General features: G+C 66.7%; 26 protein-coding genes and 1 tRNA gene. 18 read left to right on the top strand and 9 right to left on the bottom strand.

Going from position 1 to position 25,348, the window contains the following annotated elements; translation table 11 throughout:
- Positions 1-178: 178 nt before the first annotated feature.
- Positions 179-1,093 carry a PaaI family thioesterase gene (locus DNX69_RS13335; protein ID WP_110786467.1) on the bottom strand — a complete coding sequence of 305 codons (915 nt, stop codon included), beginning with the start codon at positions 1,091-1,093 and terminating at the stop codon, positions 179-181.
- Positions 1,094-1,217: 124 nt separating this feature from the next.
- Here DNX69_RS13335 and DNX69_RS13330 point away from each other — a divergent pair, with 124 nt between their 5' ends.
- Positions 1,218-1,967, top strand: a complete 750-nt coding sequence (locus tag DNX69_RS13330; protein WP_110786466.1) for a thermonuclease family protein — start codon at positions 1,218-1,220, stop codon at positions 1,965-1,967.
- Here DNX69_RS13330 and DNX69_RS13325 read toward each other — a convergent pair.
- A complete protein-coding gene (locus DNX69_RS13325; protein WP_110786465.1) occupies positions 1,951-2,874 on the bottom strand; it encodes a ketopantoate reductase family protein in 924 nt (307 codons plus the stop codon). The two genes, DNX69_RS13330 and DNX69_RS13325, sit on opposite strands and share 17 nt — an antisense overlap.
- A gap of 87 nt (positions 2,875-2,961) precedes the next feature.
- Between DNX69_RS13325 and DNX69_RS13320 the strand changes: the two genes are divergently transcribed.
- Both DNX69_RS13320 and DNX69_RS13315 read left to right on the top strand, forming a co-directional pair.
- Positions 2,962-4,005 (top strand): GMP reductase, encoded by a 1,044-nt coding sequence (locus DNX69_RS13320; RefSeq protein WP_110786464.1) that lies wholly within the window; start codon positions 2,962-2,964, stop codon positions 4,003-4,005.
- Between the two features lie 158 nt (positions 4,006-4,163).
- A complete protein-coding gene (locus tag DNX69_RS13315; protein WP_110786463.1) occupies positions 4,164-5,330 on the top strand; it encodes an acyl-CoA dehydrogenase family protein in 1,167 nt (388 codons plus the stop codon).
- A gap of 13 nt (positions 5,331-5,343) precedes the next feature.
- On the opposite strand, the gene DNX69_RS13310 is transcribed toward DNX69_RS13315, so the two are convergent.
- From DNX69_RS13310 to DNX69_RS13295, 4 genes are all read right to left on the bottom strand, one after another.
- Positions 5,344-6,099, bottom strand: coding sequence for an IclR family transcriptional regulator (locus DNX69_RS13310; protein ID WP_110786462.1), 756 nt, complete (start codon positions 6,097-6,099; stop codon positions 5,344-5,346).
- Between the two features lie 82 nt (positions 6,100-6,181).
- Positions 6,182-7,270, bottom strand: a complete 1,089-nt coding sequence (locus DNX69_RS13305) for an extracellular solute-binding protein (RefSeq protein ID WP_110786461.1) — start codon at positions 7,268-7,270, stop codon at positions 6,182-6,184.
- 30 nt (positions 7,271-7,300) lie between these two features.
- A complete protein-coding gene (locus DNX69_RS13300) occupies positions 7,301-9,094 on the bottom strand; it encodes an ABC transporter permease subunit (RefSeq protein WP_110786460.1) in 1,794 nt (597 codons plus the stop codon).
- Positions 9,091-10,236: an ABC transporter ATP-binding protein gene (locus DNX69_RS13295; RefSeq protein ID WP_110786459.1), complete on the bottom strand. Its 1,146-nt coding sequence runs from the start codon at positions 10,234-10,236 to the stop codon at positions 9,091-9,093. The genes DNX69_RS13300 and DNX69_RS13295 overlap by 4 nt, the downstream gene beginning before the upstream one ends.
- A 255-nt stretch (positions 10,237-10,491) precedes the next feature.
- Here DNX69_RS13295 and DNX69_RS13290 point away from each other — a divergent pair, with 255 nt between their 5' ends.
- From DNX69_RS13290 to DNX69_RS13260, 8 genes are all read left to right on the top strand, one after another.
- A complete protein-coding gene (locus DNX69_RS13290; protein WP_110786458.1) occupies positions 10,492-11,298 on the top strand; it encodes a CoA transferase subunit A in 807 nt (268 codons plus the stop codon).
- On the top strand, positions 11,298-12,065 hold the full coding sequence (locus DNX69_RS13285) for a CoA transferase (protein ID WP_110786457.1): 768 nt from the start codon (positions 11,298-11,300) through the stop codon (positions 12,063-12,065). The genes DNX69_RS13290 and DNX69_RS13285 overlap by 1 nt, the downstream gene beginning before the upstream one ends.
- A 32-nt stretch (positions 12,066-12,097) precedes the next feature.
- The gene (locus tag DNX69_RS13280; protein WP_234826967.1) at positions 12,098-13,975 is read left to right on the top strand and encodes a molybdopterin-dependent oxidoreductase; all 1,878 of its coding nucleotides are present in this window, start codon (positions 12,098-12,100) and stop codon (positions 13,973-13,975) included.
- Positions 13,921-14,406 carry a molybdopterin dinucleotide binding domain-containing protein gene (locus DNX69_RS26670; RefSeq protein WP_234826966.1) on the top strand — a complete coding sequence of 162 codons (486 nt, stop codon included), beginning with the start codon at positions 13,921-13,923 and terminating at the stop codon, positions 14,404-14,406. Before DNX69_RS13280 ends, DNX69_RS26670 begins: the two co-directional genes overlap by 55 nt.
- A 14-nt stretch (positions 14,407-14,420) precedes the next feature.
- The gene (locus tag DNX69_RS13275) at positions 14,421-14,990 is read left to right on the top strand and encodes a peroxidase-related enzyme (protein WP_110786456.1); all 570 of its coding nucleotides are present in this window, start codon (positions 14,421-14,423) and stop codon (positions 14,988-14,990) included.
- 79 nt (positions 14,991-15,069) lie between these two features.
- On the top strand, positions 15,070-15,756 hold the full coding sequence (locus tag DNX69_RS13270) for an L-fuculose-phosphate aldolase (protein WP_110786455.1): 687 nt from the start codon (positions 15,070-15,072) through the stop codon (positions 15,754-15,756).
- A gap of 30 nt (positions 15,757-15,786) precedes the next feature.
- Positions 15,787-16,749, top strand: coding sequence for a sugar kinase (locus DNX69_RS13265; protein WP_110786454.1), 963 nt, complete (start codon positions 15,787-15,789; stop codon positions 16,747-16,749).
- 36 nt (positions 16,750-16,785) lie between these two features.
- Positions 16,786-17,532 carry an SDR family NAD(P)-dependent oxidoreductase gene (locus DNX69_RS13260; RefSeq protein ID WP_110786453.1) on the top strand — a complete coding sequence of 249 codons (747 nt, stop codon included), beginning with the start codon at positions 16,786-16,788 and terminating at the stop codon, positions 17,530-17,532.
- Positions 17,533-17,868: 336 nt separating this feature from the next.
- Here the strand turns inward: DNX69_RS13260 and DNX69_RS13255 are convergent.
- Both DNX69_RS13255 and DNX69_RS13250 read right to left on the bottom strand, forming a co-directional pair.
- A tRNA-Thr gene (locus DNX69_RS13255) sits at positions 17,869-17,943 on the bottom strand.
- 164 nt (positions 17,944-18,107) lie between these two features.
- Positions 18,108-18,572: a nuclear transport factor 2 family protein gene (locus tag DNX69_RS13250; protein ID WP_110786452.1), complete on the bottom strand. Its 465-nt coding sequence runs from the start codon at positions 18,570-18,572 to the stop codon at positions 18,108-18,110.
- A 77-nt stretch (positions 18,573-18,649) separates the two neighbouring features.
- Here DNX69_RS13250 and DNX69_RS13245 point away from each other — a divergent pair, with 77 nt between their 5' ends.
- Positions 18,650-18,856, top strand: a complete 207-nt coding sequence (locus DNX69_RS13245; RefSeq protein ID WP_110786451.1) for a hypothetical protein — start codon at positions 18,650-18,652, stop codon at positions 18,854-18,856.
- A gap of 31 nt (positions 18,857-18,887) precedes the next feature.
- Positions 18,888-20,582 carry an FAD-dependent oxidoreductase gene (locus DNX69_RS13240; RefSeq protein ID WP_110786450.1) on the top strand — a complete coding sequence of 565 codons (1,695 nt, stop codon included), beginning with the start codon at positions 18,888-18,890 and terminating at the stop codon, positions 20,580-20,582.
- A gap of 63 nt (positions 20,583-20,645) precedes the next feature.
- Here the strand turns inward: DNX69_RS13240 and DNX69_RS13235 are convergent, their stop codons facing one another.
- Complete coding sequence (locus DNX69_RS13235) at positions 20,646-20,957, bottom strand: hypothetical protein (RefSeq protein WP_110786449.1); 312 nt, start codon at positions 20,955-20,957, stop codon at positions 20,646-20,648.
- A 241-nt stretch (positions 20,958-21,198) separates the two neighbouring features.
- Between DNX69_RS13235 and DNX69_RS13230 the strand changes: the two genes are divergently transcribed.
- From DNX69_RS13230 to DNX69_RS13210, 5 genes are all read left to right on the top strand, one after another.
- Positions 21,199-21,486: a DUF3551 domain-containing protein gene (locus tag DNX69_RS13230; RefSeq protein WP_110786448.1), complete on the top strand. Its 288-nt coding sequence runs from the start codon at positions 21,199-21,201 to the stop codon at positions 21,484-21,486.
- Between the two features lie 146 nt (positions 21,487-21,632).
- The gene (gene murA / locus DNX69_RS13225) at positions 21,633-22,922 is read left to right on the top strand and encodes a UDP-N-acetylglucosamine 1-carboxyvinyltransferase (RefSeq protein ID WP_110786447.1); all 1,290 of its coding nucleotides are present in this window, start codon (positions 21,633-21,635) and stop codon (positions 22,920-22,922) included.
- A gap of 19 nt (positions 22,923-22,941) precedes the next feature.
- The gene (locus DNX69_RS13220) at positions 22,942-23,391 is read left to right on the top strand and encodes a DUF2948 family protein (protein ID WP_110786446.1); all 450 of its coding nucleotides are present in this window, start codon (positions 22,942-22,944) and stop codon (positions 23,389-23,391) included.
- A 121-nt stretch (positions 23,392-23,512) separates the two neighbouring features.
- Entirely contained in the window at positions 23,513-24,808 is a 1,296-nt protein-coding gene (hisD, locus tag DNX69_RS13215) for a histidinol dehydrogenase (RefSeq protein ID WP_110786445.1), read from the top strand.
- Entirely contained in the window at positions 24,805-25,296 is a 492-nt protein-coding gene (locus DNX69_RS13210; RefSeq protein ID WP_110786444.1) for a UPF0262 family protein, read from the top strand. Before hisD ends, DNX69_RS13210 begins: the two co-directional genes overlap by 4 nt.
- Positions 25,297-25,348 lie beyond the last annotated feature (52 nt).

Below are 25,348 nucleotides of genomic sequence, written 5' to 3'. Positions count from 1 at the left end.
GAGGTGTCGATCTCGCAGCAGTGTGCCGCATCAAGCGGCCGGCGCCCGCTGCGACAGCGAGATACCTATTCTCTCAATGCTGAATCCAGCGTGAAGCCGGTTCCGCCGGCCGGATTGTGGCGAATCGCCACTTAATCGCTCAACGACAGCGGCGAATTCGACCAGCAATGGCGGCGGCTTACTCCGCCGCGCCGGAGCGCAGCTTGAAATGACCATAGCACGATGCGATCGGTTCGGCCGGATCGCGCTGATAGGCTTGGGCTTCGAACGCCACGACGCGGCGGCCCTGCTTGACGATCGAGACCTTGGCGAAAGTGTCGAGCGGGCGGCCGGAGCGGAGGTAGTTCACCGTCAGCCCGATCGGCTTCGGCGCGGCGGAAAGTCCGATTTCGCGGCGCACGCTGACGATCGCGGCGGTCTCGAGAAACGCGCCTATGACGCCGCCGTGCAGTGCCGGCAGGATCGGGTTACCGACCAGCTTCGGATCATATGGCATCATCGCCTGCGCCTCGTCGTCGACGCGGATGCCGAGAAAGCGCGGATAGGGGCTGATCGCCAGCGGCCCGCCGTCCGGATCGTCGGGCGCCACCAGAGCCGGCGGCGAGTCCATCGTCACTTTGGGCGTCTGCCGCAGCATGTCGCTCCGATTGGCGCCGAGCATGAACATCGCGGTGGCGGAGGCGATCGGAACGTCTTCGGCGTCCTGATAGGCGGTAGCGCGAACGAAGGCGATCGAGCGGGTGAGATGGTAGCAATGTGCGTGCGCGCGCATCATCTGTCCGGGCGCCGCCGGCCGCAAATAATCGATCCGCAGATCGAGCGTGGCGATCGCGGTGGTGCCGGGCAGCGCGAGCTGCACCGCCATGCCGCAGCTCTCGTCGAGCAACGCGGTAACGACGCCGCCATGGATCACACCGGTGGAAACATCGCCGACGAACACCGGGTGATAGGGCAGGCTGCTCCAAGCCTCCGCGGGCGCGTAGCGGTCAAGCTGCAAACCGAGGATGGCGCCGTGGATCGAGCGGCGGTTCTGAATCATCCGCGCCTTGTCGTCGAACGACAGCGCCGGATCTGGGATGGCTTGATCGGACATGGCGGCGTTCTAGCAAGCGAGGGTTCGCGATCAAAGCGTTCTGGCGACGTGCGACTATCATTTCGGCGCACGGCTGGTATGACTGTCTCCGGCCGGAGCCGCAGAGGTGATGAGAGGGGTGGGAATGCGTCGACTGATCGTGATGGCTTTGGGTCTGATGCTGGCGACACCCGCCTTGGCCGCGGAGGCGGTGGTGAAGGACGGCGACACGCTGCAGCTCGGCGACAAGACCTTTCGGCTGGAGGGCGTCGATGCGCCCGAACTGGATCAGCGCTGTATCAGCCAGTTCGCCGATCCATCGGCCTGCGGCCTCGAGGCTCGCGACGCGCTGGTCAAGCTGATCGGCGGCCGTAGCGTCACCTGCCGCGATCTCGGCCCCGATCCGGTTTTCAAGGGACGACGGCTCGGCACCTGCACGGTCGCCGGCGAGACCGAGAGCCTCAGCCGTCGCGTCGTCCAGGACGGCTTCGCGCTCAACGCCGGCGCGGGCGGCAAGGATCGTTTCGCCGGCGATGAGACCAGGGCCAAGGACGAACGCAAGGGACTGTGGCGCGGCTGCTTCGTCGCGCCGACCGATTTCCGGCGCTGGAATAAGGACGCTCCGCTGCGCGGCGCCGCCTGCCGCGACGACAAGCACGCCGAACTGGTCGAGGTGATGTTCCCCGACACACCGGCGATGCTGCCGGGATGCAGCATCAAGGGCAAGCTGGCGCGCCGCGCCCGCATCACCGGCAATGTCGGCGTGTATCAGCTCCGTGGCTGCCCGAGCTACGCCAGCCTGACCAAGCCGAACCGGTGGTTCTGCTCGGAAGACGACGCTCGCGCCGCCGGCTTCCGCAAGGCCTACAACTGCCGGATCAAGCTGTCGCCTTAACTCCCGAGGCGCCGCCCCCGCGGCGGCTCTCGATCAGCTTGACCATCACGGTCAGCGCCAGATTGGTCGGGGTCGGCACGCCATGCGCGGCGCCGAGCCGCGCGACGGTGCCGTTGAGGAAGTCGATCTCGCTCGGCTTGCCGCGCGCCAGATCTTGTGCGGTCGACGACTTCTGGCTCGGCATCGCCCCCGGGAGCGCCAGCGTCTTGGCCATCGCGTCGTCCGGAATGCCGACGCCGCAAGCACGCGCCACCGCGACACATTCGTCGATCACGTTGCGGACGACCTGCTCGGTGCCGTCCACGGCCAGCAGCGCGCCGTAGGGCAGATCGGCGACCGCCGACAGCGCGTTATAGGCGCAGTTCAGCATCAGCTTCGACCACAGTGCCTGATCGATATCGACCGCAATCGTTGTGGGGATCTTGGCGGCGATCAGCGCCGACGCGATCGCGTCGCTCTGCGCCGAGGCGCCGATCAGCAGCTCTCCGCGGCCGTGATGGCGAACATGGCCCGGCCCCGCCATCTCGGTGCCGACATACACCACCGAAGCGATCACCGGATGGTCGATTGCGGCTTGCAGCCGGGCGGCGTTGTCGACGCCGTTCTGCAGGCTGAGGATCACGCTGTCCGGCTTCAGCCGCGGCTGCAGCGCCTGGCCCGCGCTCTCGGTGTCGGCCGATTTGACGCAGAACAGCACCAAATCGGGCGGGGCGATGATGCTGGGTTCGGTGACGGCGCGCACCGGGATGGGCTGGATGCCGTCCTTGGTATCGAGCAGCAGGCCGTTCGCCGCGATCGCATCGACATGGTTCTGTCGCCCGATCAGCGTCACGTCGTGGCCAGCCAGCGACAGCAATCCGCCGAAATAGCACCCGACCGCGCCGGCCCCCATCACTGCCACTTGCATCCCGTTCTCCCTTCCCGTGCGCCAACCAATGCGCAATGATTCCTTTTTAAGGTCGACGTTCGGCCGATGAAACCGGGAGTGGCGTGCGTGCACATCGATTTGAACCCGAAGCTCGACTTTCGCGACGTGCTGATCCGGCCCAAGCGCTCGGTGCTGTCGTCGCGGTTCGAGGCCAACATCACCCGCAGCTTCCGCTTCCGCCATTCCAGCCGCGCCTGGACCGGATTTCCGCTGATTGCGTCGAACATGGACACCATCGGCACGCTGGAGATGGCGAAGGCTTTCAAGCCGTTCGGTGCGCTGGTCGCCCTGCACAAGTTCCATCATCCGGACCGGCTGGCCGAGTATCTCACAAGCGACGAGGACCCCAACGTGTTCGTCACCGTCGGCACCGGCTCGGCCGATTGGGACCGGCTCGCTGCGGTGAAGGCCAAGGTCAAGGTGCCGATGCTGAACATCGACGTCGCCAACGGCTACACCGAGGCGTTCGTGCGCGCGGTGGCCAAGCTGCGCGAGGAGAATCCGGACGCGATCATCATGGCCGGCACGGTGGTCACCGCCGAGATGACCGAGGCGCTGGTGATCGCCGGCGCCGACATCGTCCGCGTCGGTATCGGCTCTGGTTCGGTGTGTACCACGCGCGATCTCACCGGCGTCGGCTATCCGCAGCTTTCCGCCGTGATCGAATGCGCCGATGCCGCGCACGGGTTGAAAGGGCACGTCTGCTCGGATGGCGGCTGCGTCGTGCCGGGCGATCTCGCCAAGGCCTATGGCGGCGGCGCCGATTTCGTCATGCTCGGCGGGATGCTGGCCGGCCACGACGAATGCGGCGGCGAATTGAAGTACGCCGGGCAGGACGGGCAGACGACGCCGACCAGCATGGTATTCTACGGCATGTCGTCGGAGACCGCGATGAACAAGTATCATGGCGGCGTCGCAGACTATCGCGCGGCTGAAGGCAAGATCGTCGAGGTGCCGTATCGCGGCGACGTGCGCGCCACGGTCGAGAAGATCGCCGGCGGCCTGCGCTCGGCGATGACCTATATCGGCGCCGAGAATCTGAAGGAGATTCCGAAGCGGACCACTTTCATTCTGGTCAACGCTCAGCGCAACACCGTGTTCGATCGCTGAGCTTTCACTCTGCATTTGCCGCGGCTCGGAATACGCGCTGCGGCAGGGGGCTGGATTGCGCTTGCGCTCGTGAGCCTAGATGGCATTGTGCGGCCCGCGCGCTCACTCGCATGAGCGCGCGGGGAACGCACCAACAGCCAGCCAACAAGAGCCAGCCCATGGACTTCGCACTCACCGATCAGCAGGAAGCCATTCAAGATGCGATCGCCAAGATCTGCGCCGGCTTCGACGACGCCTATTGGCTGAAGAAGGATCGCGAGGGCGGCTTCCCGTACGACTTCCACAAGGCGCTGGCCGACGCCGGCTGGCTCGGCATCTGCGTGCCGGAGGCCTATGGCGGCTCCGGCCTCGGCATCACCGAGGCGACGATCATGATGCGCACGATCTCGGAATCCGGCGCCGGCATGTCGGGCGCCTCGGCGGTGCATATCAACGTGTTCGGTCTCAATCCGGTGGTGGTGTTCGGCACCGAGGAACAGCGCCGGCGGATGCTGCCGCCGATGGTCGAGGGCCGAGACAAGGCGTGTTTCGCCGTGACCGAGCCGAACACCGGCCTCAACACCACCCAGCTCAAGACCCGCGCGGTGCGGAAGGGCGACCGCTACGTCGTCAACGGCCAGAAGGTGTGGATCTCGACCGCGCAGGTCGCGAACAAGATCCTGCTGCTCGCGCGCACCACGCCGCTGGAGGAGGTGAAGTCACCGACCCACGGCCTCAGCCTGTTCTATGCGGATCTCGATCGCACCAAGATCAAGGTGCATGAGATCGAGAAGATGGGCCGCAAGATCGTCGACTCCAACGAATTGTTCTTCGAGGATTTCGAGATCCCGGTCGAGGACCGGATCGGCGAGGAAGGCAAGGGCTTCCATTACATCCTCGAAGGCATGAACCCCGAGCGCATCCTGATCGCCGCCGAAGCGGTCGGGCTCGGCAAGCTGGCGCTGTCGCGCGCCGCCGACTACGCCAAGAGCCGGATCGTGTTCAACCGCCCGATTGGCCAGAACCAGGGAATCCAACATCCGCTCGCCAAGAACTGGGTCGAACTGGAAGCGGCGTGGCTGATGGTGATGTCGGCGGCGTGGCAATACGACCAGGGCATGGCGTGCGGCGCCGCCGCCAACGCGGCGAAGTATCTGGCCGGCGAAGCCGGCTTTTCGGCGTGCGAGCAGGCGGTGATGACCCATGGCGGCTTCGGCTACGCCAAGGAATATCATGTCGAGCGCTATTTGCGTGAAGTAATGATCCCGCGGATCGCGCCGGTCAGCCCGCAGCTGGCGCTCAGCTTCATCGCCGAAAAGGTGCTCGGCCTGGCGAAGTCGTATTAGACCTAAGAAGCGGCTACTTCGCAGCGCCATTACCGAGCGCGACGCCGATGCTGCGGGCGGCTTCGACGACGTGGACCGAGTATTCCTTGATCTGCTTGCGCTTGACGCGGATATCCGGGCCGGACATGCCGATCGCGCCGATCAGTTCGCCGGAGCGGCCGATGATGGCGCAGGCGCAGGCGGCGATGCCTTCGCGCCACTCGCCGTGCAGCACCGACGCATAGCCCTGCGCCCGGATGGTGCGGATGTCCTCGCGCAGTTCCTCGATCGTGGTGCGGGTCGAATCCGTATAGCGCTTCAGGTGCGGGCGCAGGATCTCGAGATAATCATCCGGCATCTGCGCCAGCATCGCCTTGCCGGTTGCGACCGTGAAGGCCGGCGCCCGCATCCCGACGCTAGTGTGGGCCCGGATGTGATGGGCGCTCTCGATCTTGTCGACATAGAGGATTTCGGTGCCGTCGAGCACCGAAAGATGCACGGTCTCGCCGGTGATCTCGGCCAGCCGGGTCATTGCCGGCCGCGCGATCCGGACCAGGTCCATGCGCTGGATGACGTGATGACCGAGTTCCCACAGTTTGGTGGTCAGCTCATAGGTGCTGTGCGGCGGAATTTGGCGGACGTAGCCCTGCGACTGCAGCGTCGCCAGCAGCCGGTGCACGTTGCTCTTGGTGAAGTTGAGCTGGTTGGCGAGGTCAGTGACGCCGCGCGGCTGATCGCTGAGCGCAAGGGTCTCGAGCAGTCGAAGTCCCTTGATGAAAGCTTTGTCCATTCAGGCGGCCGGCGCAATATCTCTGTGCTGGAAATAACGACCGGCAGCCGTGACTGCCGGTCGGAGTTTGCTGCGAGTCGCCTTATTCGGCCAGCATCGCGTTCAGTTTTTCTTGTCCGTATTCTTCATTGGTGGAATTCCCCGCCGGCGACTTCGCACCCCAGAAGTCCGGGCTCCATTCGATGGCCTTGGCGACGTTGTCGGGGTTGTTGGCCCAATATCGCGCGATGTTCTTGTCGGTCGCCGCATCGAACACGACCTTCGACGGCAGCGCCACCGGGAAGGTCGAGGTCAGTTGCGCGGCGCGCTTCGGATCGAGCCGCCACGACAGCAGCTTCAGCGCATTGTCGTAGTTCGGCGCGCCCTTGGGAATCGAGAAAAAGTCGTAATAAACGAAGCCCTGATTGAAGGTGAGGTCGATCGGCGCGCCTTCCAGCGCGAGCTTGCTCATCGAGCCGGTGTAGGCCAGGCACATATCGGCTTCACCGTCGAGAAGCAGCTGCGGCGGCTGCGCGGCGGTGGTCCACCACTTGACGACGTGCGGCTTGATCTCCTTCAGCTTCTTCAGCGCCCGGTCCATGTCGATCGGATATAGCTTGTCCTTGCTGACGCCGTCAGCCATCAGCGCGGCCTCGAAGGTGAAGCGCGGCCACGCCGGCATGCAGCGGCGGCCGGGGAATTTCTTCACGTCCCAGAAGTCGGCCCAGGTCTGCGGAGCCTTGTCGCCCTTGAACTTGTCCTTATTGTAGACGAGGCCGACGCCGATCACCTGCAGCGCGACGCCCTTCTTGCGCTTCAGATTGTCCGGCATCGCAGCCAGCGTCTTGTGGGCGGATTCCGAAAGCTTCGAGTAGTCGATGTCGGCCAGGCAGCAATCGCCGAGCAGCTTGGTCTCCTGGTCGAAGATGAAGGTCAGGTCCCACTGCGCCTTGCCGGCTTCGGCCTGGGCCTTGATGCGCGGGCCGCTGCGGGCCTCCTGCACGGTGACGACCTTGATGCCGGTTTCCTTTTCGAACGGGTCGTACATCACCTTGCGCAGCGCATCGCCGTAGCCGCCGCCTGGATCCTGCATGATGACGACGTTGCTCTGGGCCGCGGCGGTCGCCGCCCCCAGGGCGATCAAGGCCGCCGAAGCCAAGGCCGGCAGCGCGAATCGTTTCAATCCCAACATCCTGCGTTTCCCTCGTGGTTTGATTTGTCGTCAGCTCGCTTTTTGCGAGGTTGCAAGCACCGGCCGGGCGAGGAACAGCCCTCCCACGACCAGCAGAACTTCCAGCGTCGAGACCACCGCCAGCACCGGATTGAGCCGGTAGTTGATGTCGCCCCACAGCATCAGCGGCAGCGTCTTGAGCTGCGCGCTCGACAGGAACAAGGTGAGCACCAGTTCGTCGAACGAATGCAGGAAGGCGAAGAACGTGGCTGCTGCGAGGCCCGGCGCGATCGCCGGCAGGGTCACCAGCCGCAGCACGGTGAGCGATGAGGCGCCGTGCACCGCGGCGGCCTGTTCGAGCCGCTTGTCGACGCCCTGCAGCGCCGCCGCCAGGATCACCACCACGATCGGCAGGCCGCCGATCGCGTGGGCGGCGGCGAGGCCGAACACCGAGCCGATCAGATCGAATTTCAAGAACAGCGTGTACAGCGACAGGCCGAGCACCACCGGCGGCACGATGATCGGGCTGACCAGCAGCAGCATGATGGCGGACTTGCCGCGGACATCGCCGCGGACGATGCCGAGCGCCGCGCAGGTGCCGAGCCCGACCGCGATGATGGCCGAGACCGAGGCGATCATCGCCGAGGTCCAGAACGCCCGCATCCAGCTGGTGTCGGAGAAGAACTGCTCGTACCAGCGCAGCGAGAATCCGGGAGGTGGAAACGTCAGGTAGCTGGCGCTGCTGAACGAGATCACCATCACCACGACAATGGGGAGGATCAGCACGGCGACGACGAGGCCGCCCATCAGTCGCACCGTCCAGGTGCCGAAACTGGCCGGCAGCATGCCGAGCAGCCGCAGCAGCGGCCAACCGATCGCGTCCGCGACGCTGCTGCCGATGGTGCGGCGCGCCGGATCGTTCGCGGCCTTCCGCGTCGCGCCCGCGGCGGTCGACTCGGTCAGCTTGCGTCCGCCCCAGATGAATTCCAGGCCAAGGAAGCGTCCGGCGATCGCCACCACCGCCAGGGTGATCAGCAGCAGCACCACGCCGAGCGCCTGTAGGAAGCCTTCGGACGTCACCGAATCCGCCTGCTGGGTGATGTGCATGGCGAACATCTGGTCGCCCGGCCCGCCGAGCAGGGTGGGGGTGATGAAGAAGCCGATCGCGGCGACGAACACCAGCAGGAAGCCGGCGCCGATGCCGGGCAGCGTCAGCGGCAGCAGCACCCGCCAGAACACCGCGATCGGGCCGGCGCCGGAGGCGAGCGCCGCGCGCGTCAGGCCGGGATCGAGCCGCGACACGCTGGAATAGATCGTCAGCACCATCAGCGGCAGTAGCACCGCGGTCATGCCGAGCAGCACGGTGCCGCGATGAAACAGCAGTTGCACCGGCTCGCCCAGCACGCCGATCGCCACCAGCAGCTTGTTGATCGGTCCGGTGCGGCCGAGCAGCACCATCCAGGCGTAGGTGCGGATCAGGATCGCGATGAAGTAGGGCAGCACGATCGCGGTGGCGATCAGTGCACGCGTCAGACCACGGCTGCGATGAATCAGTAGCGCGGTCGGATAGCCGAACAGCAGGCACAGGAACGCCACCGTGACCGAGATCTGCATGGTCCGGACCAGCGATTCCCAGTACAGCGGCACGGCGAACACGCGCTCGAAATAGGTCAGCCAGCTCGGGCCGCTGATGCTGATGCGGATCAGGTCGATCAACGGCAGCAGATAGATGAAGCCGAGAAACGCCACCGCCGGCAGCAGCAACAGCGCCGGGTTCTTCAGCTTCATCGCCAGACTAGAGGCTGGTTGCCGTCGTGGCTCGTCGGTCAGCGACAGCGTCGTCATGCCAGCACCCAGCAGTCTTCCGGGCCCCAGCTGACGTGCAGACGATCGCCGATATTCGGCAGCGGCCGCTTGGCGCTGTCGGGGCAGCGCACCAGCAGCGTCTCGCCGCTTTCCATCTGCGCTTCGATGCGCAGGGTCTCGCCGAGGAAGATCGCCGAGGTCACCGTCACCGGCGTCGAATTCGCGGTGGCTTCGTCGGCGATCGCGATCCGCTCGGGTCGCACCAGCACGGTGACGCGGCCGACGTCGATGGCGTCGCGGCTCTCGGCGTCGAACACGTAGCCGGAGCGGTTCTTCAGCGTCACCGTGGTGCCGCGCTTCTGCATGATCTCGGCTTCGATCAGATTGCTCTCGCCGACGAACGAGGCCACGAAGCGATTGACGGGGTGGCGATAGATGTCGAGCGGCCGGCCGATCTGCACGATCTTGCCGGCATCGAGCACGGCGATGCGGTCGCTCATGGTCAGCGCTTCGCCCTGATCGTGGGTGACGAACAGGATGGTGCTGCCGATGGTCTGGTGCAGGTCGCGGATTTCGATCTGGATCGACTCGCGCAGGCGGCGGTCGAGCGCGCTGAGCGGCTCGTCCATCAGCACCACCTTGGGCCGCATCACGATGGCGCGGGCGATCGCGACGCGCTGCTGCTGGCCGCCGGACATTTCCGACGGCGCCTTGTCGGCGTGCGCCGACAGCCGCATGATTTCCAGCGTCTCGGCGACGCGCCGCGCGGTGGTGGCGCGATCGACGCCGGCCATCCGCATCGGGAACGCGACGTTCTGCGTCACCGTCATGTTGGGGAACAGCGCGTAGCTCTGAAACACCATGCCGAAGCCGCGCTTGTGCGTGGGCACGTTGTGCACCGGCTTGCCGTCGACCAGGATCTCGCCGCCGTCGAGGGTCTGGAAGCCGGCGAGCAGGTTGAGCAGCGTGGTCTTGCCGCTGCCGGAGGGGCCGAGCAGGGTGACGAATTCGCCGGGCTCGATGTCGAGATTGATGCGGTCGACCGCGTGAAACGCGCCGTAGCGCTTTTCGGCCTCGCGTACCGCGATGCTGGAGCCGATCACCTGCCGCGTCTGCGCGGCCTGCGATGCTGCACCTCGCGCGCCGACATTTCCCGCGCGCAGAGCCACTGGCTCGGCCATCGTTTCCTCCCTGATCAGTTCCGACTTTGTCGTTCTATATTATGGAACGCTATTCCAATTATTCTTGGCGGCTGTCTGCCTGTTGTCAAGTCGGGGAGCGGGCGCCGGGGCACCGTGGCGCTGTCCAAGACGTTTCGGCGTTGCGCCGGCGCGCTGCGGAGCGGCACGATCGGCATTGACAGAGGCTCGGCAGCGCGACTAATTTTATTTGGAAAGACGTTCTACAATATAGAACAGCAAATCGGGAGGTAGATCGTGGCGAGCGATCTTCGCGGACTGGCGAAGTATGTGGAGCCGGGAATCCGGCTGGGGCTGCCGGTCGATTATGCCGGCGTCTCGATGGCGATGACCCGCCCGATCATCGAACGCAACACCGGCAATCTGCATCTCATCTGCGTGCCGACCGGCGGCCTTCAGGTCGACCAGCTGATCGGCTCCGGCCTGGTCCGCACCGTCGAGACCAGCGCGGTGACGCTCGGCGAGGCCGGCGGCGCGCCGCGCTTCAACGCAGCCGTCAAGGACGGCTCGATCAAGCTGATGGACGCCACCTGCCCGGCGATCCACGCCGGCCTGATGGCGGCGCAGAAGGGCAGCCCGTTCATGCCGATGCGCGGGCTGATCGGCAGCGACATCCTGCGGCATCGCAAGGACTGGCGCGTGATCGACAATCCGCTGGCGGACGGCGGCGATCCGGTGGTGCTGATCCCCGCGATCAAGCCGGACGTCACGATCTTCCACGCCCCGATGGCGGACCGCTTCGGCAATGTCTGGATCGGACGGCGCCGCGAGCTTGCCGCGATGGCCTATGCGTCGGCGATCACGCTAGTGACGGTCGAGCGGATCGTGGACGAGAGCCTGCTTGCCAACGAGATCACCGCGGCCGGCGTGCTGCCGGCGATCTACGTCACTGAAGTGGCGCTGGCACCGAAGGGAGCCCGGCCCTACGGGCTGTGGGGCGAATATCCGGCCGATACCCAGGAGCTGGTTCGCTACGCGCGGGCTGCGCGCACCGCCGAAGGTTTTGCCGACTACATGGCGACGACGCAGATGGAGCCCGCCTGATGACCGACATTCATCCGCGCGAGATCCTGATCTGCACCATCGCCAAACTGCTCGACGGCGTCCGCCACGTTGCGGTCGGCGCCTCCTCGCCGATCCCGGCCTCGGGCGCGATGCTGCTGCGGGCGCTCAAGCAGCAGGCCGGCGAGACCGGGCCGCGGATCTCGATCCTCGGTTCGGTCGAGCACAACTTCTTCACCAACGGCTCGGCCGAATTGTTCGACTGCGCCGGCCAGGGCCGCATCGATGCGTTCTTCCTCGGCGGCGGCCAGATCGACGGCCAAGGCAACATCAACCTGGTTGGGGCCGGCGAGTATCCGCAGTCGCAGGTGCGCTGGCCGGGCTCGTTCGGATCGGCCTATCTGTACTACGTCGTGCCGCGGGTGATTCTGTTCCGCGAGGAGCACACCCCGCGCGCGATGGTCGAGAAGGTCGACTTCATCAGCGCGCCCGGCCTCAGCGACGAAGGCGTGTATCGTCCCGGCGGTCCGATCGCGCTGCTCACCAGCAAGGCGCTGTTCCGCTTCGACAAGGACCGCCGCGGCTTCGACCTGCAGAGCGTTCATCCCGGCTATGATCTTGCCGCCATCAAGGAGGCGACCGGCTTCAAGTTCGGTCACGACGATGCGCCGGCGCAGACCGCGCTGCCGGATCCGCAGGTCCTGAAGCTGCTGCGCGAGCGCGTCTACGACGAGGTCGCCGAAACCTATCCGGACTTCGCCGCCCAGATGCGGCGCGAGATCGCCCCGCCGCTGCCGCATGCGTCCTGAGCCGATCGGCCACAATCCTACGGAGACGGCGCGTGAGTGAGATCGAGCGAATCCCGCATTGCAGTCACTGGGGCGCCTATACGCTGCTGGTGCAGGACGGGAGCATCGTTGGGGTCGAGCCGTTCGCGCACGATCCCGCGCCGTCGCCGATCATCCATTCAGTGCCGGAATGGGCCAATCCGAAGCGGCGGGTGCTGCGTCCGATGGTGCGCGCCGGCTGGCTCGACAAGCGCGAGCACAGCGACCGGCGCAAGCGCGGTGCCGAGAAGTTCGTGCCAGTCAGTTGGGACGAAGCGACCACGCTGGTGGCGGATGAAATCCGCCGGGTGTCGACGACTTACGGCAACGCTTCGATCTTCGCCGGCTCCTATGGCTGGACCAATTCGGGCCGGCTGCATCACGCCTCGTCGCTCCTCAAGCGAATGCTGAATCTGGTCGGCGGCTTCACCCGTCACGTCGATACCTATTCGATCGCCGCAGGTCCGGTGATCCTGCGCCATACGCTCGGCAGCTCGGATGCCTGCGACGGCCGCGCCAACACGCTCGACACCATCGCCGACCATACCGAGACGCTGGTGGTGTTCGGCGCGCTGTCGCCGCGCACGGCGCAGACCGAAGCCGGCGGCATCGGCGTGCATCGGGTCGAGTCGTATTTGCGCAAGATCGTCGATCGCGGCATCCGCATCGTGCACGTCTCGCCGCTGAAGGACGATATGCCGGAGTGGGTCGGTGCCGAGTGGTGGCCGATCCGTCCGAACACCGATGCGGCGCTGATGCTCGGGCTTGCCGGCGAGATCGTGCTGGCGGGCCGCCACGCCCGCGCCTTCCTCGATCGCTGCACCAGCGGCGCCGAGCAGCTCTTGGCTTATCTCGACGGCTCGGCCGACGGCGTCCGCAAGGACGCGGCCTGGGCGGCGGAGATCTGCGGTCTCGATGCCGAGGCCATCCGCAAGCTTGCGCGCCGTCTGGTCGAGACCCGCAGCATGCTCACCGCGAGCTGGAGCCTGCAGCGCGCCCATCACGGCGAACAGCCGTTCTGGGCAGCGATCGGGCTCGCTTCGATCATCGGCCAGATCGGCCTGCCGGGCGGCGGCGTCGGGTTCGGTTACGGGTCACTCGGCGGCGTCGGCTCGCCGTTCAACATCGGCAAGTCGCCGGCGATCTCGCAACTGACGCGGCCGATCGACAGCTTTATTCCGGTGGCGCGGATCAGCGACATGCTGCTCAATCCGGGCGGCACCTTCACCTACGAAGGCAAGACGCAGACCTATCCGGATACGCGGCTGGTGTATTGGGCCGGCGGCAATCCGTATCACCACCATCAGGATCTCAACCGGCTCGCCGAAGCGTGGACGCGGCCGGAGACCATCATCGTCCAGGATCCGATGTTCACCGCGACCGCGCAGCGCGCCGACATCGTGCTGCCGGCGACGACCTCGATCGAACGCAACGACATCGCCGGCAATCGCCGCTCCGATTTCGTCATCGCGATGAAGCGGGCGATCGCGCCGGTCAGCGAGTCGCTGCCGGATTTCGAGATCTTCGATCGCATCGCCGGCAAGCTCGGCGTCGCCGACAGCTTCAACGAAGGCCGCGACGAAATCGGCTGGGTGCGGCATCTCTACGAAGAGGTGCGGCAGGACGCGGTTGGACGGCACGGGTTCGAGATGCCCGACTTCGACACCTTCTGGGAGCGCGGCTACGCCCGCTGTCCGGTGCGCGCCGAGCACATCTTCCTGGCCGAGTTTCGCAGCAACCCTGCGGCTCATCCGCTCGCCACCGAGAGCGGCAAGATCGTGCTCGGCAGCCGCACGCTCGCCGAGCTCGGCTACGCCGACTGCCTGCCGCATCCGGCGTGGCTCGACCGGCCGAATGGCTCGGCAGAAGCGAGGCGGCCGAACTGCATCTGATCTCGCACCAGCCGGTCGGCCGGCTGCACAGCCAGATCGAAACCGGCGTCGCCAGCGTGGCGGCCAAGCGCAACGGCCGCGAACAGGCCAAGCTGAACCCGCGCGACGCGGCTTCGCGGGGCATCGCGGACGGCCAGACTATCCGGATCTGGAATACGCGCGGCGCGTGCCTGGCGACGGCGACCGTCACCGAGGCGGTCCGCCCCGGCGTACTTGTGCTGCCGACCGGCGCCTGGTTCACCCCGCGCGACGAGAACGGCCTTGAAGTCGCCGGCAATCCAAACGTGCTGACGCTCGACATCGGCACATCGCAATTCGGCCAGGGCTGCTCGGCACATACGTGCCTGGTCCGCGCCGAGCCGCACATCGCCGATCAACGCGACGCTTTCGACGAATATCAGGACAAGCTGGTCGCCCTCGCGACCGCCTAAAGAGAGACAGTGCCATGACCAAGCCCGCTATCAGTCGCTTCCCGGTTCCGGAGATCGCCAGCCTGCCGGATGACATCCGCACCCGCATTCTGGCGGTGCAGGAGAAGTCCGGCTTCGTGCCGAACGTGTTTCTGACGCTGGCGCATCGCCCCGACGAATTCCGCGCCTTCTTTGCCTATCACGACGCGCTGATGGACAAGCCGGGTCCAATCACCAAGGCCGAGCGCGAGATGATCGTGGTCGCCACCAGCAACGCCAACCAGTGCCAGTATTGCGTGATCGCGCACGGCGCCATCCTGCGCATCCGCGCCAAGAACCCGCTGCTCGCCGACCAGATCGCGGTGAACTATCGGAAAGCCGATATCACCCCGCGGCAGCGTGCGATGCTCGACTTCGCCATGAAGGTCTCGGCCCAGGCCTACGAAGTCGGCGACACCGACATCGAAACGCTGAAGAGCCACGACTTCAGCGAGGAAGACATCTGGGACATCGCGGCGATCGCGGCGTTCTTCGGCATGTCCAACCGCCTCGCCAACGTCACCAGCATGCGGCCGAACGACGAGTTCTATGCGATGGGGCGCTGAGGCGCTTCGTTCGTTCTTCCGCGACGATGCGCAGCGGCCGGCAAGAGCCGCAGCGGCCAACCTTTGAGGAAACCCACCCATGACGCTTCCCGGCGCTGCAGACGTCGCGACCCGGCAATCCATCATCGACGCCTGCCGCGAGATGACGGCCCTCGGTATCAACCAGGGCACCTCCGGCAACATCAGCGTTCGCACCGAGGACGGCATCCTGGTGACGCCGTCCGGCGTGCCCTACGAGTTGATGCAGCCGGAAGACATCGTGGCGATGAAGTGGGACGGCTCGTGGACCGCGCCGGAGGGCCGGGTGCCCTCGACCGAGTGGCGCTTCCATCTCGACATTCTGCGCGAGAAGCCGGAAGCCCATGCCGTGGTGCACGCGCATCCGATCTTCTGCACCATCATCGCGATCATGAACCGGGCGATTCCGGCGATCCACTATATGATCGCGGCTGGCGGCGGCAACGACATTCCCTGCGCGCCTTACGCGCAATACGGCACCGCCGAGCTGTCGCAGACCGTGCTGGAAGCGCTGCGCTATCGCCGCGCCTGCCTGATGGCGCATCACGGCCTGATCGCGATCGGCCCGAACCTGCGCCGGGCGCTGTGGCTCGCCGGCACCGTCGAAGTGCTGGCCAAGCAGTATCACGGCTGCCTGCAGATCGGCACGCCGCCGCTGCTGTCCGACGACGAGGTCGACAGCATCCTGAAGCGCTGGGGCCAATACGGCCTGCGCGACAGTGACCGCGCTCCGAAGACCTCCAACTGACAACAACCAAACCTGCGCAAGGCTTGCTCCATGGCCCATCCCCACGACGTCAGCGTCTGCGGCACCTACATCCTCGACATTCTCGGCGTGCCGGTCACCGAAATCCCGGCCGGCGGCGGCCGGGCGCTGATCGACGAAATCCGCCTCACCGTCGCCGGCACGGCGGGTGGCACCGTGGTGCCCTGCGCCCGGCTCGGCCTGAAGGCGCTCGCGGTCGGCGCGGTCGGCACCGACGAGAAGGCCGACTGGGTGCTGGGCGCGATGCAGCACGAGGGCATCGACATCTCGGTGATGGAGAAGATCGCAGGCGCGCCGACTTCGGCGACGATCCTGCCGATCCGTCCCGACGGCTCGCGGCCGGTGCTGCACGCGCGCGGCGCCTCGGCGCGCTGGAAGATCTCGCCCGAGGCCCAGAAGGTCGCCTGCGGCAGCAAGGTGCTGCATCTCGGCGGCGTCGGCTCGCTGCTGGCGATGGACGGCGAACCGACGGTGTCGCTATTGCGCGACGCCAAGGCGGCCGGCTGCATCACCACGGTCGATCTGATTCAGGCGCGCAGCGAAACGCTGCCGCTGCTTGAGCCGCTGATGCCCTACACCGACTTCTTCATGCCGAGCATCGACGAAACCCACGCGCTGATCGGCAGCGACGATCCGGCGACCTGCGCGGGCTACTTCATCGGCAAGGGCGCCGGCGCCTGCGCGATCTCGCTCGGCGAGCACGGCTCCTTCGTGATGACCCGCGACGGCCGGCAGTTCACCGTGCCTGCGTTCGACATCACCGTGCGCGACACCTCGGGCTGCGGCGATTCCTACACCGGTGGCTTCATCGCCGGCCTGGTTCGCGACTGGGATCTCGAGGACTGCGCCAGGCTGGCGACCGCCACGGCCGCGATCGTCGCCACCGGCCTCGGCTCCGGCGCCAATCTCGTGTCGTTCGAGGAAACCGTGAAGGCGATGAACACGCTGCCGGTGCGCGGCGCCCGCGCCCACTGACAACCAATCCGGATCGGAACGTTTCGAGGACTAACTATGACCAGACATGCCATCGTCACCGGAGCCAGCCGCGGCATCGGCCGCGCCATCGCGCTCGGCCTCGCCCAGCGCGGCTACGACCTCGCCCTCACCGACATCGCCGCACAGGACAGCGTGCTGCGCGAGACCGTCGAGGAGGTGAAGCAGCTCGGCCGCAAGTGCCTTCCGATCCTTGCCGACGTCAGCAAGATCGAGGATTGCCAGCGCTCGGTGACCGAAGCCGTCGCCGGGCTCGGCCATGTCGATGTGCTGGTCAACAACGCCGGCATCCTGCGCCTCGCCATGATCGACGAGACCACGCCGGAGCATTGGGATCAGACCTTTGCGGTCAACGTCCGCGGCGTGTTCCAGATGACCCAGGCGGTCGTCGTCCACATGAAGGAGCGGCGCTACGGCCGCATCGTCAACATCGCGTCGCTGGCGGCGCGCACCGGCGGCCCCGGCCAGTCGCACTATGCGGCGTCGAAGTCGGCCGTGGTCGGCTTCACCCGCGTCTCGTCGATGGAGTTCGGCGGCTACGGCATCACCGTCAACGCGGTCTGCCCCGGCATCATCCAGACCGAGATGGGCCGCAACAATCTGCGCGATCCGGAGCGGGTGACGTATTTCGAGAAGATCACCGACCTGCACCGTCTCGGCGAGCCGGAAGACGTCGTCGGCCCGGTCGCGTTCTTCGCGTCGGACGATTCGGCGTTCGTCACCGGCCAGGCGCTCAACGTCGATGGCGGCATCTTCTACAGCTGACGGCTTTGCAGACGTGCGCTGCGCGGCTCCCCGCGCAGCGTTGAGCATCCTGGGGTAGCGCCAAAATCAGCTCGCTGCGCCGTGCGTATTCACCAGCGCAGTCCATGCGACAGCTCCCGCGCTTCCGACGCGCGGCAGCTGTTCGCGCCGCAGCCGGGCGACGTCGTCGTACCGCCGGCCCGAGCCCAGCCTTCCACATCCGTCTTAACGGCGACGCGCCCCCCGCAGGACGCGTGGGAAGGCGCGATGATGGCTCGCGGCAGCACTGAAGCCCAACGGATCGCGTTCGATCGTCCGTAAGCGCTTGTGATTCAGTCTATATTTCGAGATGTGTGATGGTGCTGCCGGGGAGGATCGAACTCACGACCTCTCCCTTACCAAGGGAGTGCTCTACCACTGAGCTACGGCAGCATCGACCGGGCGGGGAATCGGCCTGTGGGCTCCCGCGCGGCGCGGCCGTTCATTGCCACAGGGCATCCGCCGGCGCAAGCGTATCGCGCCGGAAGATCGGGAAAAACCAGCGGAAACGCGCGAGCGGGTCGCAGCGCGCGGCGACCGATCGCCCGGCCGGCGGTTCAGGAGTCCTTCGTCAACGGGCCGGAGGCGCCGGTTCGCTTGATCTGCATCAGGCGCGGGCCGATTCGGCGGCCGATTTCCTCGCCGAGCGCCGACAGCGCCCGCAGCGGGCGGATCATGACCTCGAATTCGGCGATTCGGCCGTCCTCGTTGAAGCGCATCAGGTCGACGCCCTTCAGCTCCCAGCCGTCGATCGCGGCGGTGAATTCCAGCGCGGCTTCGAGCGGGCTGCCCACATAGGTCCGACGATATTGGAACCTGCGGAAAATCTCCGCCACAGTGGTCAGCACCAGGACGGTGCCGTCCTGCCCGTGGATCGGCGATTGCACGATCGGCGAATGCAGCACGACATCGTCGGCGATCAGCGCGCGCATCCGGTCGCCATTCAGGCCGACGAACGCTTCGTGCCAGACGGCCAGGGTCCGCTGCGCCCCTGGGGCCAGCGCCGAAGCAATGTTCGTCATGATGAAATCTCTCACTCGCAGCAATACGCCGAAACCATTATGTCGAACGAGGACTGCATGAGTTCAGCGGAATTCGCATGGCCGAGATCGACAATTCGCCGCCCCGTTCCAGCCGCGAGCAGCGGCTCGCCGATGCGCTGCGCGCCAATCTGAAGCGCCGCAAGGCGCAGGCGCGGGGGCGTGCTGAGCCGGATACCGCGCGGCCTGCCGCGAACGTGCAAGACGCGCTAGATCGTGATGGTCATGATACCGCCGACCGGCGCTGCGATCCTGGCGGAGACTGACGTCCGGCAAGGCAACCGAACGAGGGATCAGATGGCGGATTCAAGCTCCGTGGGTGACCGGCCGGAAGCGCCGTCCGCCGGCAGCACTGTTCCCCGCCATGATCAGACCTTTCCGGTGTTGACCGCCGCCGAGATCGAGCGCATCCGCCGGTTCGGGGAGCTGCGGCGCTATGCCGACGGCGCGCATCTGTTCGAGACCGGGCAGCCGGGGCCGGGGATGTTCGTGGTGCTGTCCGGCCATGTCGCGATCACCCAGCACGACGGCCTCGGCCACGTCACGCCGGTGGCCGAGCAGGGCCCCGGCCAATTCCTGGCCGAGATCGGCCAATTGTCCGGCCGCGTCGCGCTGGTCGACGGCATCGCCGAGGGCGAGGTCGAATGCCTGCTGATCCGCCCCGACCGGCTGCGCGGCCTGCTGGTCGCCGAGGCCGATCTCGGCGAGCGGATCATGCGGGCGCTGATCCTGCGCCGGGTCAATCTGATCCAGGGCGGCAGCGGCGGTCCGGTGCTGATCGGCTCGGCCAACGCCTACGATGCGGTGCGGCTGATGAGCTTCCTCACCCGCAACGGCTGGCCGCATCATCTGCTCGATCCGGCGACCGACCATGATGCCGCCGAGCTGGTGGCGCGCTATTCGCCGGCCCCGCACGATCTGCCGCTGGTGGTGACGCCGGACGGCACCGTGCTGCGCAATCCGAGCGAGGGCGAACTGGCGCGCGCGATGCGGATGAACGGCCACGTCGACCGCTCCAAGCTGTACGATGTCGCGATCGTGGGCTCGGGCCCGGCGGGGCTGGCGACCGCGGTGTATGCGGCGTCCGAGGGGCTCAGCGTGGCGGTGTGCGATCAGCGCGCGTTCGGCGGCCAGGCCGGCGCCAGCGCCCGGATCGAGAACTATCTCGGCTTTCCGACCGGCATCTCTGGCATGGCGCTGACCGCGCGCGCCTATAATCAGGCACAGAAATTCGGCGCCGACATCCTGATCCCGACCGAGGTGAAAGCGCTGGCCTGCGGCTGCGACGACGGCCCGTTCAAGCTGACGCTCGACGACGGCGGCGAGCTGCGCGCCCGCGCCATCGTGGTCGCCAGCGGCGCGCGCTATCGCCGGCCAGAGATCGAGCGGCTCGCCGAGTTCGAAGGCCGCGGCGTGTATTACTGGGCCTCGCCGATCGAAGCGCGGCTGTGCAAGCAGCAGGACGTCATCCTGGTCGGCGGCGGCAATTCGGCCGGGCAGGCCGCGGTGTTTCTGTCGGGCCATGCCGCGCGGGTCCACATGGTGGTCCGCGCCGGCGGGCTGGCCGCCAGCATGTCGCGCTACCTGATCGAGCGGATCGAATCGACGCCAAACATCGAGCCGGTGTTCGACACCGAGGTGGTGGCGCTGGACGGATCTGCCGACACCGGCCTGACCCATGCAACGCTGCGCAACCGGCGGTCGGGCGAGGACTGCACCATAGCGGTCAGCAACCTGTTTCTGTTCGTGGGAGCCGATCCGGCGACCGGCTGGCTCGACGGCTGCGGCGTCACGCTCGACCGCGCCGGCTTCGTGATCACCGGGGCGCCCTCGGCCGATGAAGGCCAGCGCCCGGCGCAGGCGCTGGAAACCTCGGTGCCGGGTGTGTTCGCGGTCGGCGACGTTCGCTCCGGCTCGGTCAAGCGGGTCGGCGGCGCGATCGGCGAGGGCGCTCAGGTGGTCGCGGCGCTGCACAGCTATCTGGCCGGCTGAAGCTCTGCGCAAAAAAAAAGCCCCGGCCGAAGCCAGGGCTCTCGTCGTCCAATCGGTCGTTCCTCAGCGGCCGACGCTGCCGCTCGGCGCACCCGTGGTGTTCGTGGTGCCGCGGGTGCCGACGTCGCCCTGGTTCGCAGACGGCGCCTGCTGATTGGGCGCATTCATGCGCTTGCCGCCCATGCCGGTGGTGGTGCCGGGCGCCATCTTGTTGCCCGGGGCCATCGTGCCGGTATGCGGCGCGCCGTTGCCGACGTTCTGCGAGCCCATCGCATTGCCGCGCGAATCGGTCTGGCTCTGGGCGGCGGCGGCCATCGTGGTCGCCAGCAGCGCGGCAGCGGCAACGCCGGTCAGTCGGGTCAGTCGGGATGTCATGGAACCTCCTCGGGGTGTATGGTGCGATCGCACCGATGTCGCCTCAACGGACGGCTGTCGGACCCGTTCCGAAATAGTACGGCGACGGCCGATAAATTCCGCCCGCGATCCGGTAGCAAATTGTGATCGGGGGTCGTGCGGCCGCAGCGCTGCAGTGTCCTGGGACGCCACGAACCATCTGCGAAGGCGGAACGACCAACCCGACGAGGGGTTGTCCCGATGGATCAAGGAGGAATCAGCAATGCGATCGATGTTGAACAGCTTCGCGACGCCGCGGCTAGCCGCGATGGCACTCGCGTCGGCAGTGGCTGCGGCCGGTCTGCTCGCAGCCGCGCCGGCGGAGGCCCGCACCTCGGCTTACTGTCTGGCCTCGCCGGGCTACGGCTACCCCGGCGATTGCAGCTATGCGTCTTACCGGCAGTGCCGTGTCGCCGCCTCGGGCCGGCAGGCTGACTGCATCATCAATCCGCGCGCCGCGTTCCGCGAGCCGCGCCACCGCGATTACCGGACCTACGGCCAGGGCTGGTAGCCCAAAGTCTTGATCGCGGGCGGCAGCGCGCCGCCTGCTGCTGCCCGCGTTTCCTGCCTAGCCCTTGAAATCGCCTCAAATTCCACGCTTTTGCCATGGGCGGCGCTCGTGCCGTATAATTCCACAGCAAATCAGCGGGAATCGGCATGGATCGCATCAAGATCATCGGCGGCAACGAGTTGCGGGGCACTATCCCGATTTCGGGGGCCAAGAACGCAGCGCTGCCCTTGATGATCGCGGCCCTGCTGACCGACGAGACGCTGATTCTCGACAATGTGCCGCGGCTCGCCGACGTCGCGCTGCTGCAGCGGATCCTCGGCAACCACGGGCTCGATATCATGGCGGCCGGCAAGCGTCCGGGCGACCACGAATATCAGGGCCAGACCCTGCATATCTCGGCAAAGACCATCGTCGATACCGTCGCGCCCTATGACCTGGTGTCGAAGATGCGCGCCAGCTTCTGGGTGATCGCGCCGTTGGTCGCCCGCATGCACGAGGCCAAGGTGTCGCTTCCGGGCGGCTGCGCGATCGGCACCCGGCCGGTCGATCTTCTGATCATGGCGCTGGAAAAGCTCGGCGCCGAGATCTCGATCGACGGCGGCTATGTGATCGCCAAGGCTCCGGGTGGGTTGAAGGGCGCCAAGATCGAATTCCCCAAGGTTACCGTCAGCGGCACCCACGTTGCGCTGATGGCGGCGACGCTCGCCAAGGGTACCACGGTCATCGACAACGCGGCCTGCGAGCCGGAGATTGTCGACGTCGCCGACTGCCTGGTGAAAATGGGCGCCAAGATTACCGGCGCCGGCACGCCCCGCATCACTATCGAGGGCGTCGCCAAGCTGCATGGCGCCCGCCACACCGTGCTACCGGACCGGATCGAGACCGGTACTTACGCGATGGCGGTGGCGATGGCCGGCGGCGAGGTGCAGCTCTCGGGCGCTCGCCCCGAACTGCTGCAAGCCGCGCTCGACGTCCTGACCGCAGCCGGCGCGACCATCACGGTCAACAACGACGGCATCAAGGTGGCGCGCAACGGCGCCGGCATCAGCCCGGTCACCGTGACCACCGCACCGTTCCCGGGTTTCCCCACCGATCTGCAGGCGCAGTTGATGGCGCTGATGACCCGCGCCAAGGGCGCCTCGCACATCACCGAGACGATCTTCGAAAACCGCTTCATGCACGTCCAGGAGTTGGCGCGGTTCGGCGCCAAGATCTCGCTCGACGGCGAGACCGCCACCATCGACGGCGTCGAGCGGCTGCGCGGCGCGCCGGTGATGGCGACCGACCTGCGCGCCTCGGTGTCGCTGGTGATCGCCGCGCTCGCCGCCGAAGGCGAGACCATGGTCAACCGCATCTACCATCTCGACCGCGGCTTCGAGCGGCTCGAAGAGAAGCTGTCGGCCTGCGGCGCCAATATCGAGCGCATCAGCGGCTGATGCCGCGAAGGGGCTGGCCGTGGGCGATCTCAAGCTGCTTGCTTTCGATCCTGACGACCTGTCGGTGATCTCTGCGCACGTCCAGGACGCCCGTGTGGAGATCGGCGACATCGTCTGGCGTCAGGCCGAGAAGCGGCTGGTGATCGGTCTGCACCGGCTCGATTGGGAGCAGACCCTGTCGGGCGAACCGGTGCCCGGCCGCCTGATCGCGGCGCTGCGGTTCGATCGGGTGCTCGCCTGCAAGTCGCGCGCGATCGACATGACCGCCAGAGCCGAGGCGCTGGAATTGATCGGCCTCGAATTCAACGCCGCGGCGGAGCCGCCCGGCGGCAGCGTGGTGCTGATGTTCTCCCGTGGCGGCATGCTGCGGCTCGACGTCGAATGTCTGGAATGCGCGCTGACCGATCTCGGTCCCGACCCGATCGGCGAAGCCGGTGCGCCGCCGGACGATCTCGGCGGGCTCGGCTGAGCTTGTGACCGACGCCGCATTGGCCGCCGAAACCGCGCGGGTTATGAGGGTTGACGGCGGTAAGGCGCCGCGCCATTGAGCAGAGGCCGCCTGCCGCAGCCGCCTGCCGGATCAAATCGATATGCCCATTCGTCTCGATAACGCCACGTCCGATTTCGCGTCCAAGTTCAAAGCCTTTCTGGCGATGAAGCGGGAGGTCGCGGCGGATATCGAGGCCGCCACCCGCACCATCGTCGACGACGTCGCGCGCCGCGGTGATGCCGCGTTGTTGGAAGCGACCGAGAAATTCGACCGGCTGACGCTGGACGCCGCCGGGATGCGGGTCGGTGAGGCCGAGGTCGAGGACGCCGTCAAGGCTTGCGATCCCGAGACGATCGAGGCGCTGAAGCTGGCGCGCGACCGCATCGAATTCTTCCATCGCCGGCAATTGCCGAAGGACGATCGCTTCACCGATCCGCTTGGCGTCGAGCTCGGCTGGCGCTGGAGCCCGATCGAAGCGGTCGGCCTGTACGTGCCGGGCGGCACCGCGGCCTACCCGTCCTCGGTGCTGATGAACGCGATTCCGGCCAAGGTCGCCGGTGTCGAGCGCGTGGTGATGGTGGTGCCGTCGCCCGGCGGCACGCTCAATCCGCTGGTGTTGGCCGCCGCCAAGCTCGGCGGCGCCACCGAAATCTACCGCGTCGGTGGCGCTCAGGCGGTGGCGGCGCTGGCCTACGGCACCGCGACGATTGCGCCGGTCGCCAAGATCGTCGGCCCCGGCAACGCTTACGTCGCCGCCGCCAAACGGCTGGTATTCGGCCGCGTCGGCATCGATATGATCGCCGGTCCGTCGGAAGTCGTCGTCGTCGCCGACAAGACCGCCAACCCGGACTGGATCGCCGCCGATCTGTTGGCCCAGGCCGAGCACGACGCCAATGCGCAATCGATTCTGATTGCCGATAGCGCGGTGCTGGCCGCGGATGTCGAGCGCGCGGTGGCGGCGCAGCTTACCACGCTGCCGCGGGTCAAGATCGCGCGCGCCTCGTGGGACGAGTTCGGCGCCATCATCAAGGTGGCGAAGCTCGAGGATGCGGTCCCGCTCGCCAATGCGATCGCGGCCGAGCATCTGGAGATCATGACCGCCGATCCGGAAGCGTTCGCCGCCAAGATCCGCAACGCCGGCGCCATCTTCCTCGGCGGCCATACGCCGGAAGCGATCGGTGATTATGTCGGCGGCTCCAACCACGTTCTGCCGACCGCGCGTTCGGCGCGGTTCTCGTCCGGCCTCGGCGTGCTCGACTTCATGAAGCGGACCTCGATCCTGAAATGCGGCCCCGAGCAGCTCGCCGCGCTCGGCCCGGCCGCGATGGCGCTCGGCAAGGCCGAAGGCTTGGACGCGCATGCGCGATCGGTGGGACTGCGTCTGAATCAGCGATGAGCAATCCGGAACCAGACGATTCCAACAATCGCATCGTCGCGGTGACGCTCGACGAGGAATCGATCGGGCGCTCGGGACCGGACATCGAGCACGAGCGCGCCATCGCGATCTACGATCTGGTCGAAAAGAATCTGTTCGCGCCGGAGGGCGCGGGCGAGGGGCCGTTCACGCTGCACATCGGCATCACCGGCAACCGGCTGATGTTCGACATCCGCCGCGAGGACGGCTCGCCGGTGATCACGCATCTGTTGTCGCTGACGCCGTTCCGCCGCATCGTGAAGGACTACTTCATGATCTGCGACAGCTACTATCAGGCGATCCGTACCGCCACGCCCGACAAGATCGAAGCCATCGACATGGGCCGCCGCGGCATCCACGACGAAGGCTCACGCACGCTGCAGGAGCGGCTCGCCGGCAAGGTGCGGATCGATTTCGACACTGCGCGGCGGCTGTTCACGCTGATCTCCGTGCTGCACTGGAAGGGCTGACGATGCCCGGCGCGCGCGGGGCAACCTGGCGTGGGCCGAGCGGCGGATGGCT

The organism is Rhodopseudomonas palustris (assembly GCF_003226555.1).
Lineage (GTDB): Bacteria > Pseudomonadota > Alphaproteobacteria > Rhizobiales > Xanthobacteraceae > Rhodopseudomonas > Rhodopseudomonas palustris_I.
The sequence above is the reverse complement of the archived record's forward strand: the minus strand, read 5'-3'. Positions and strand labels throughout refer to the sequence as shown.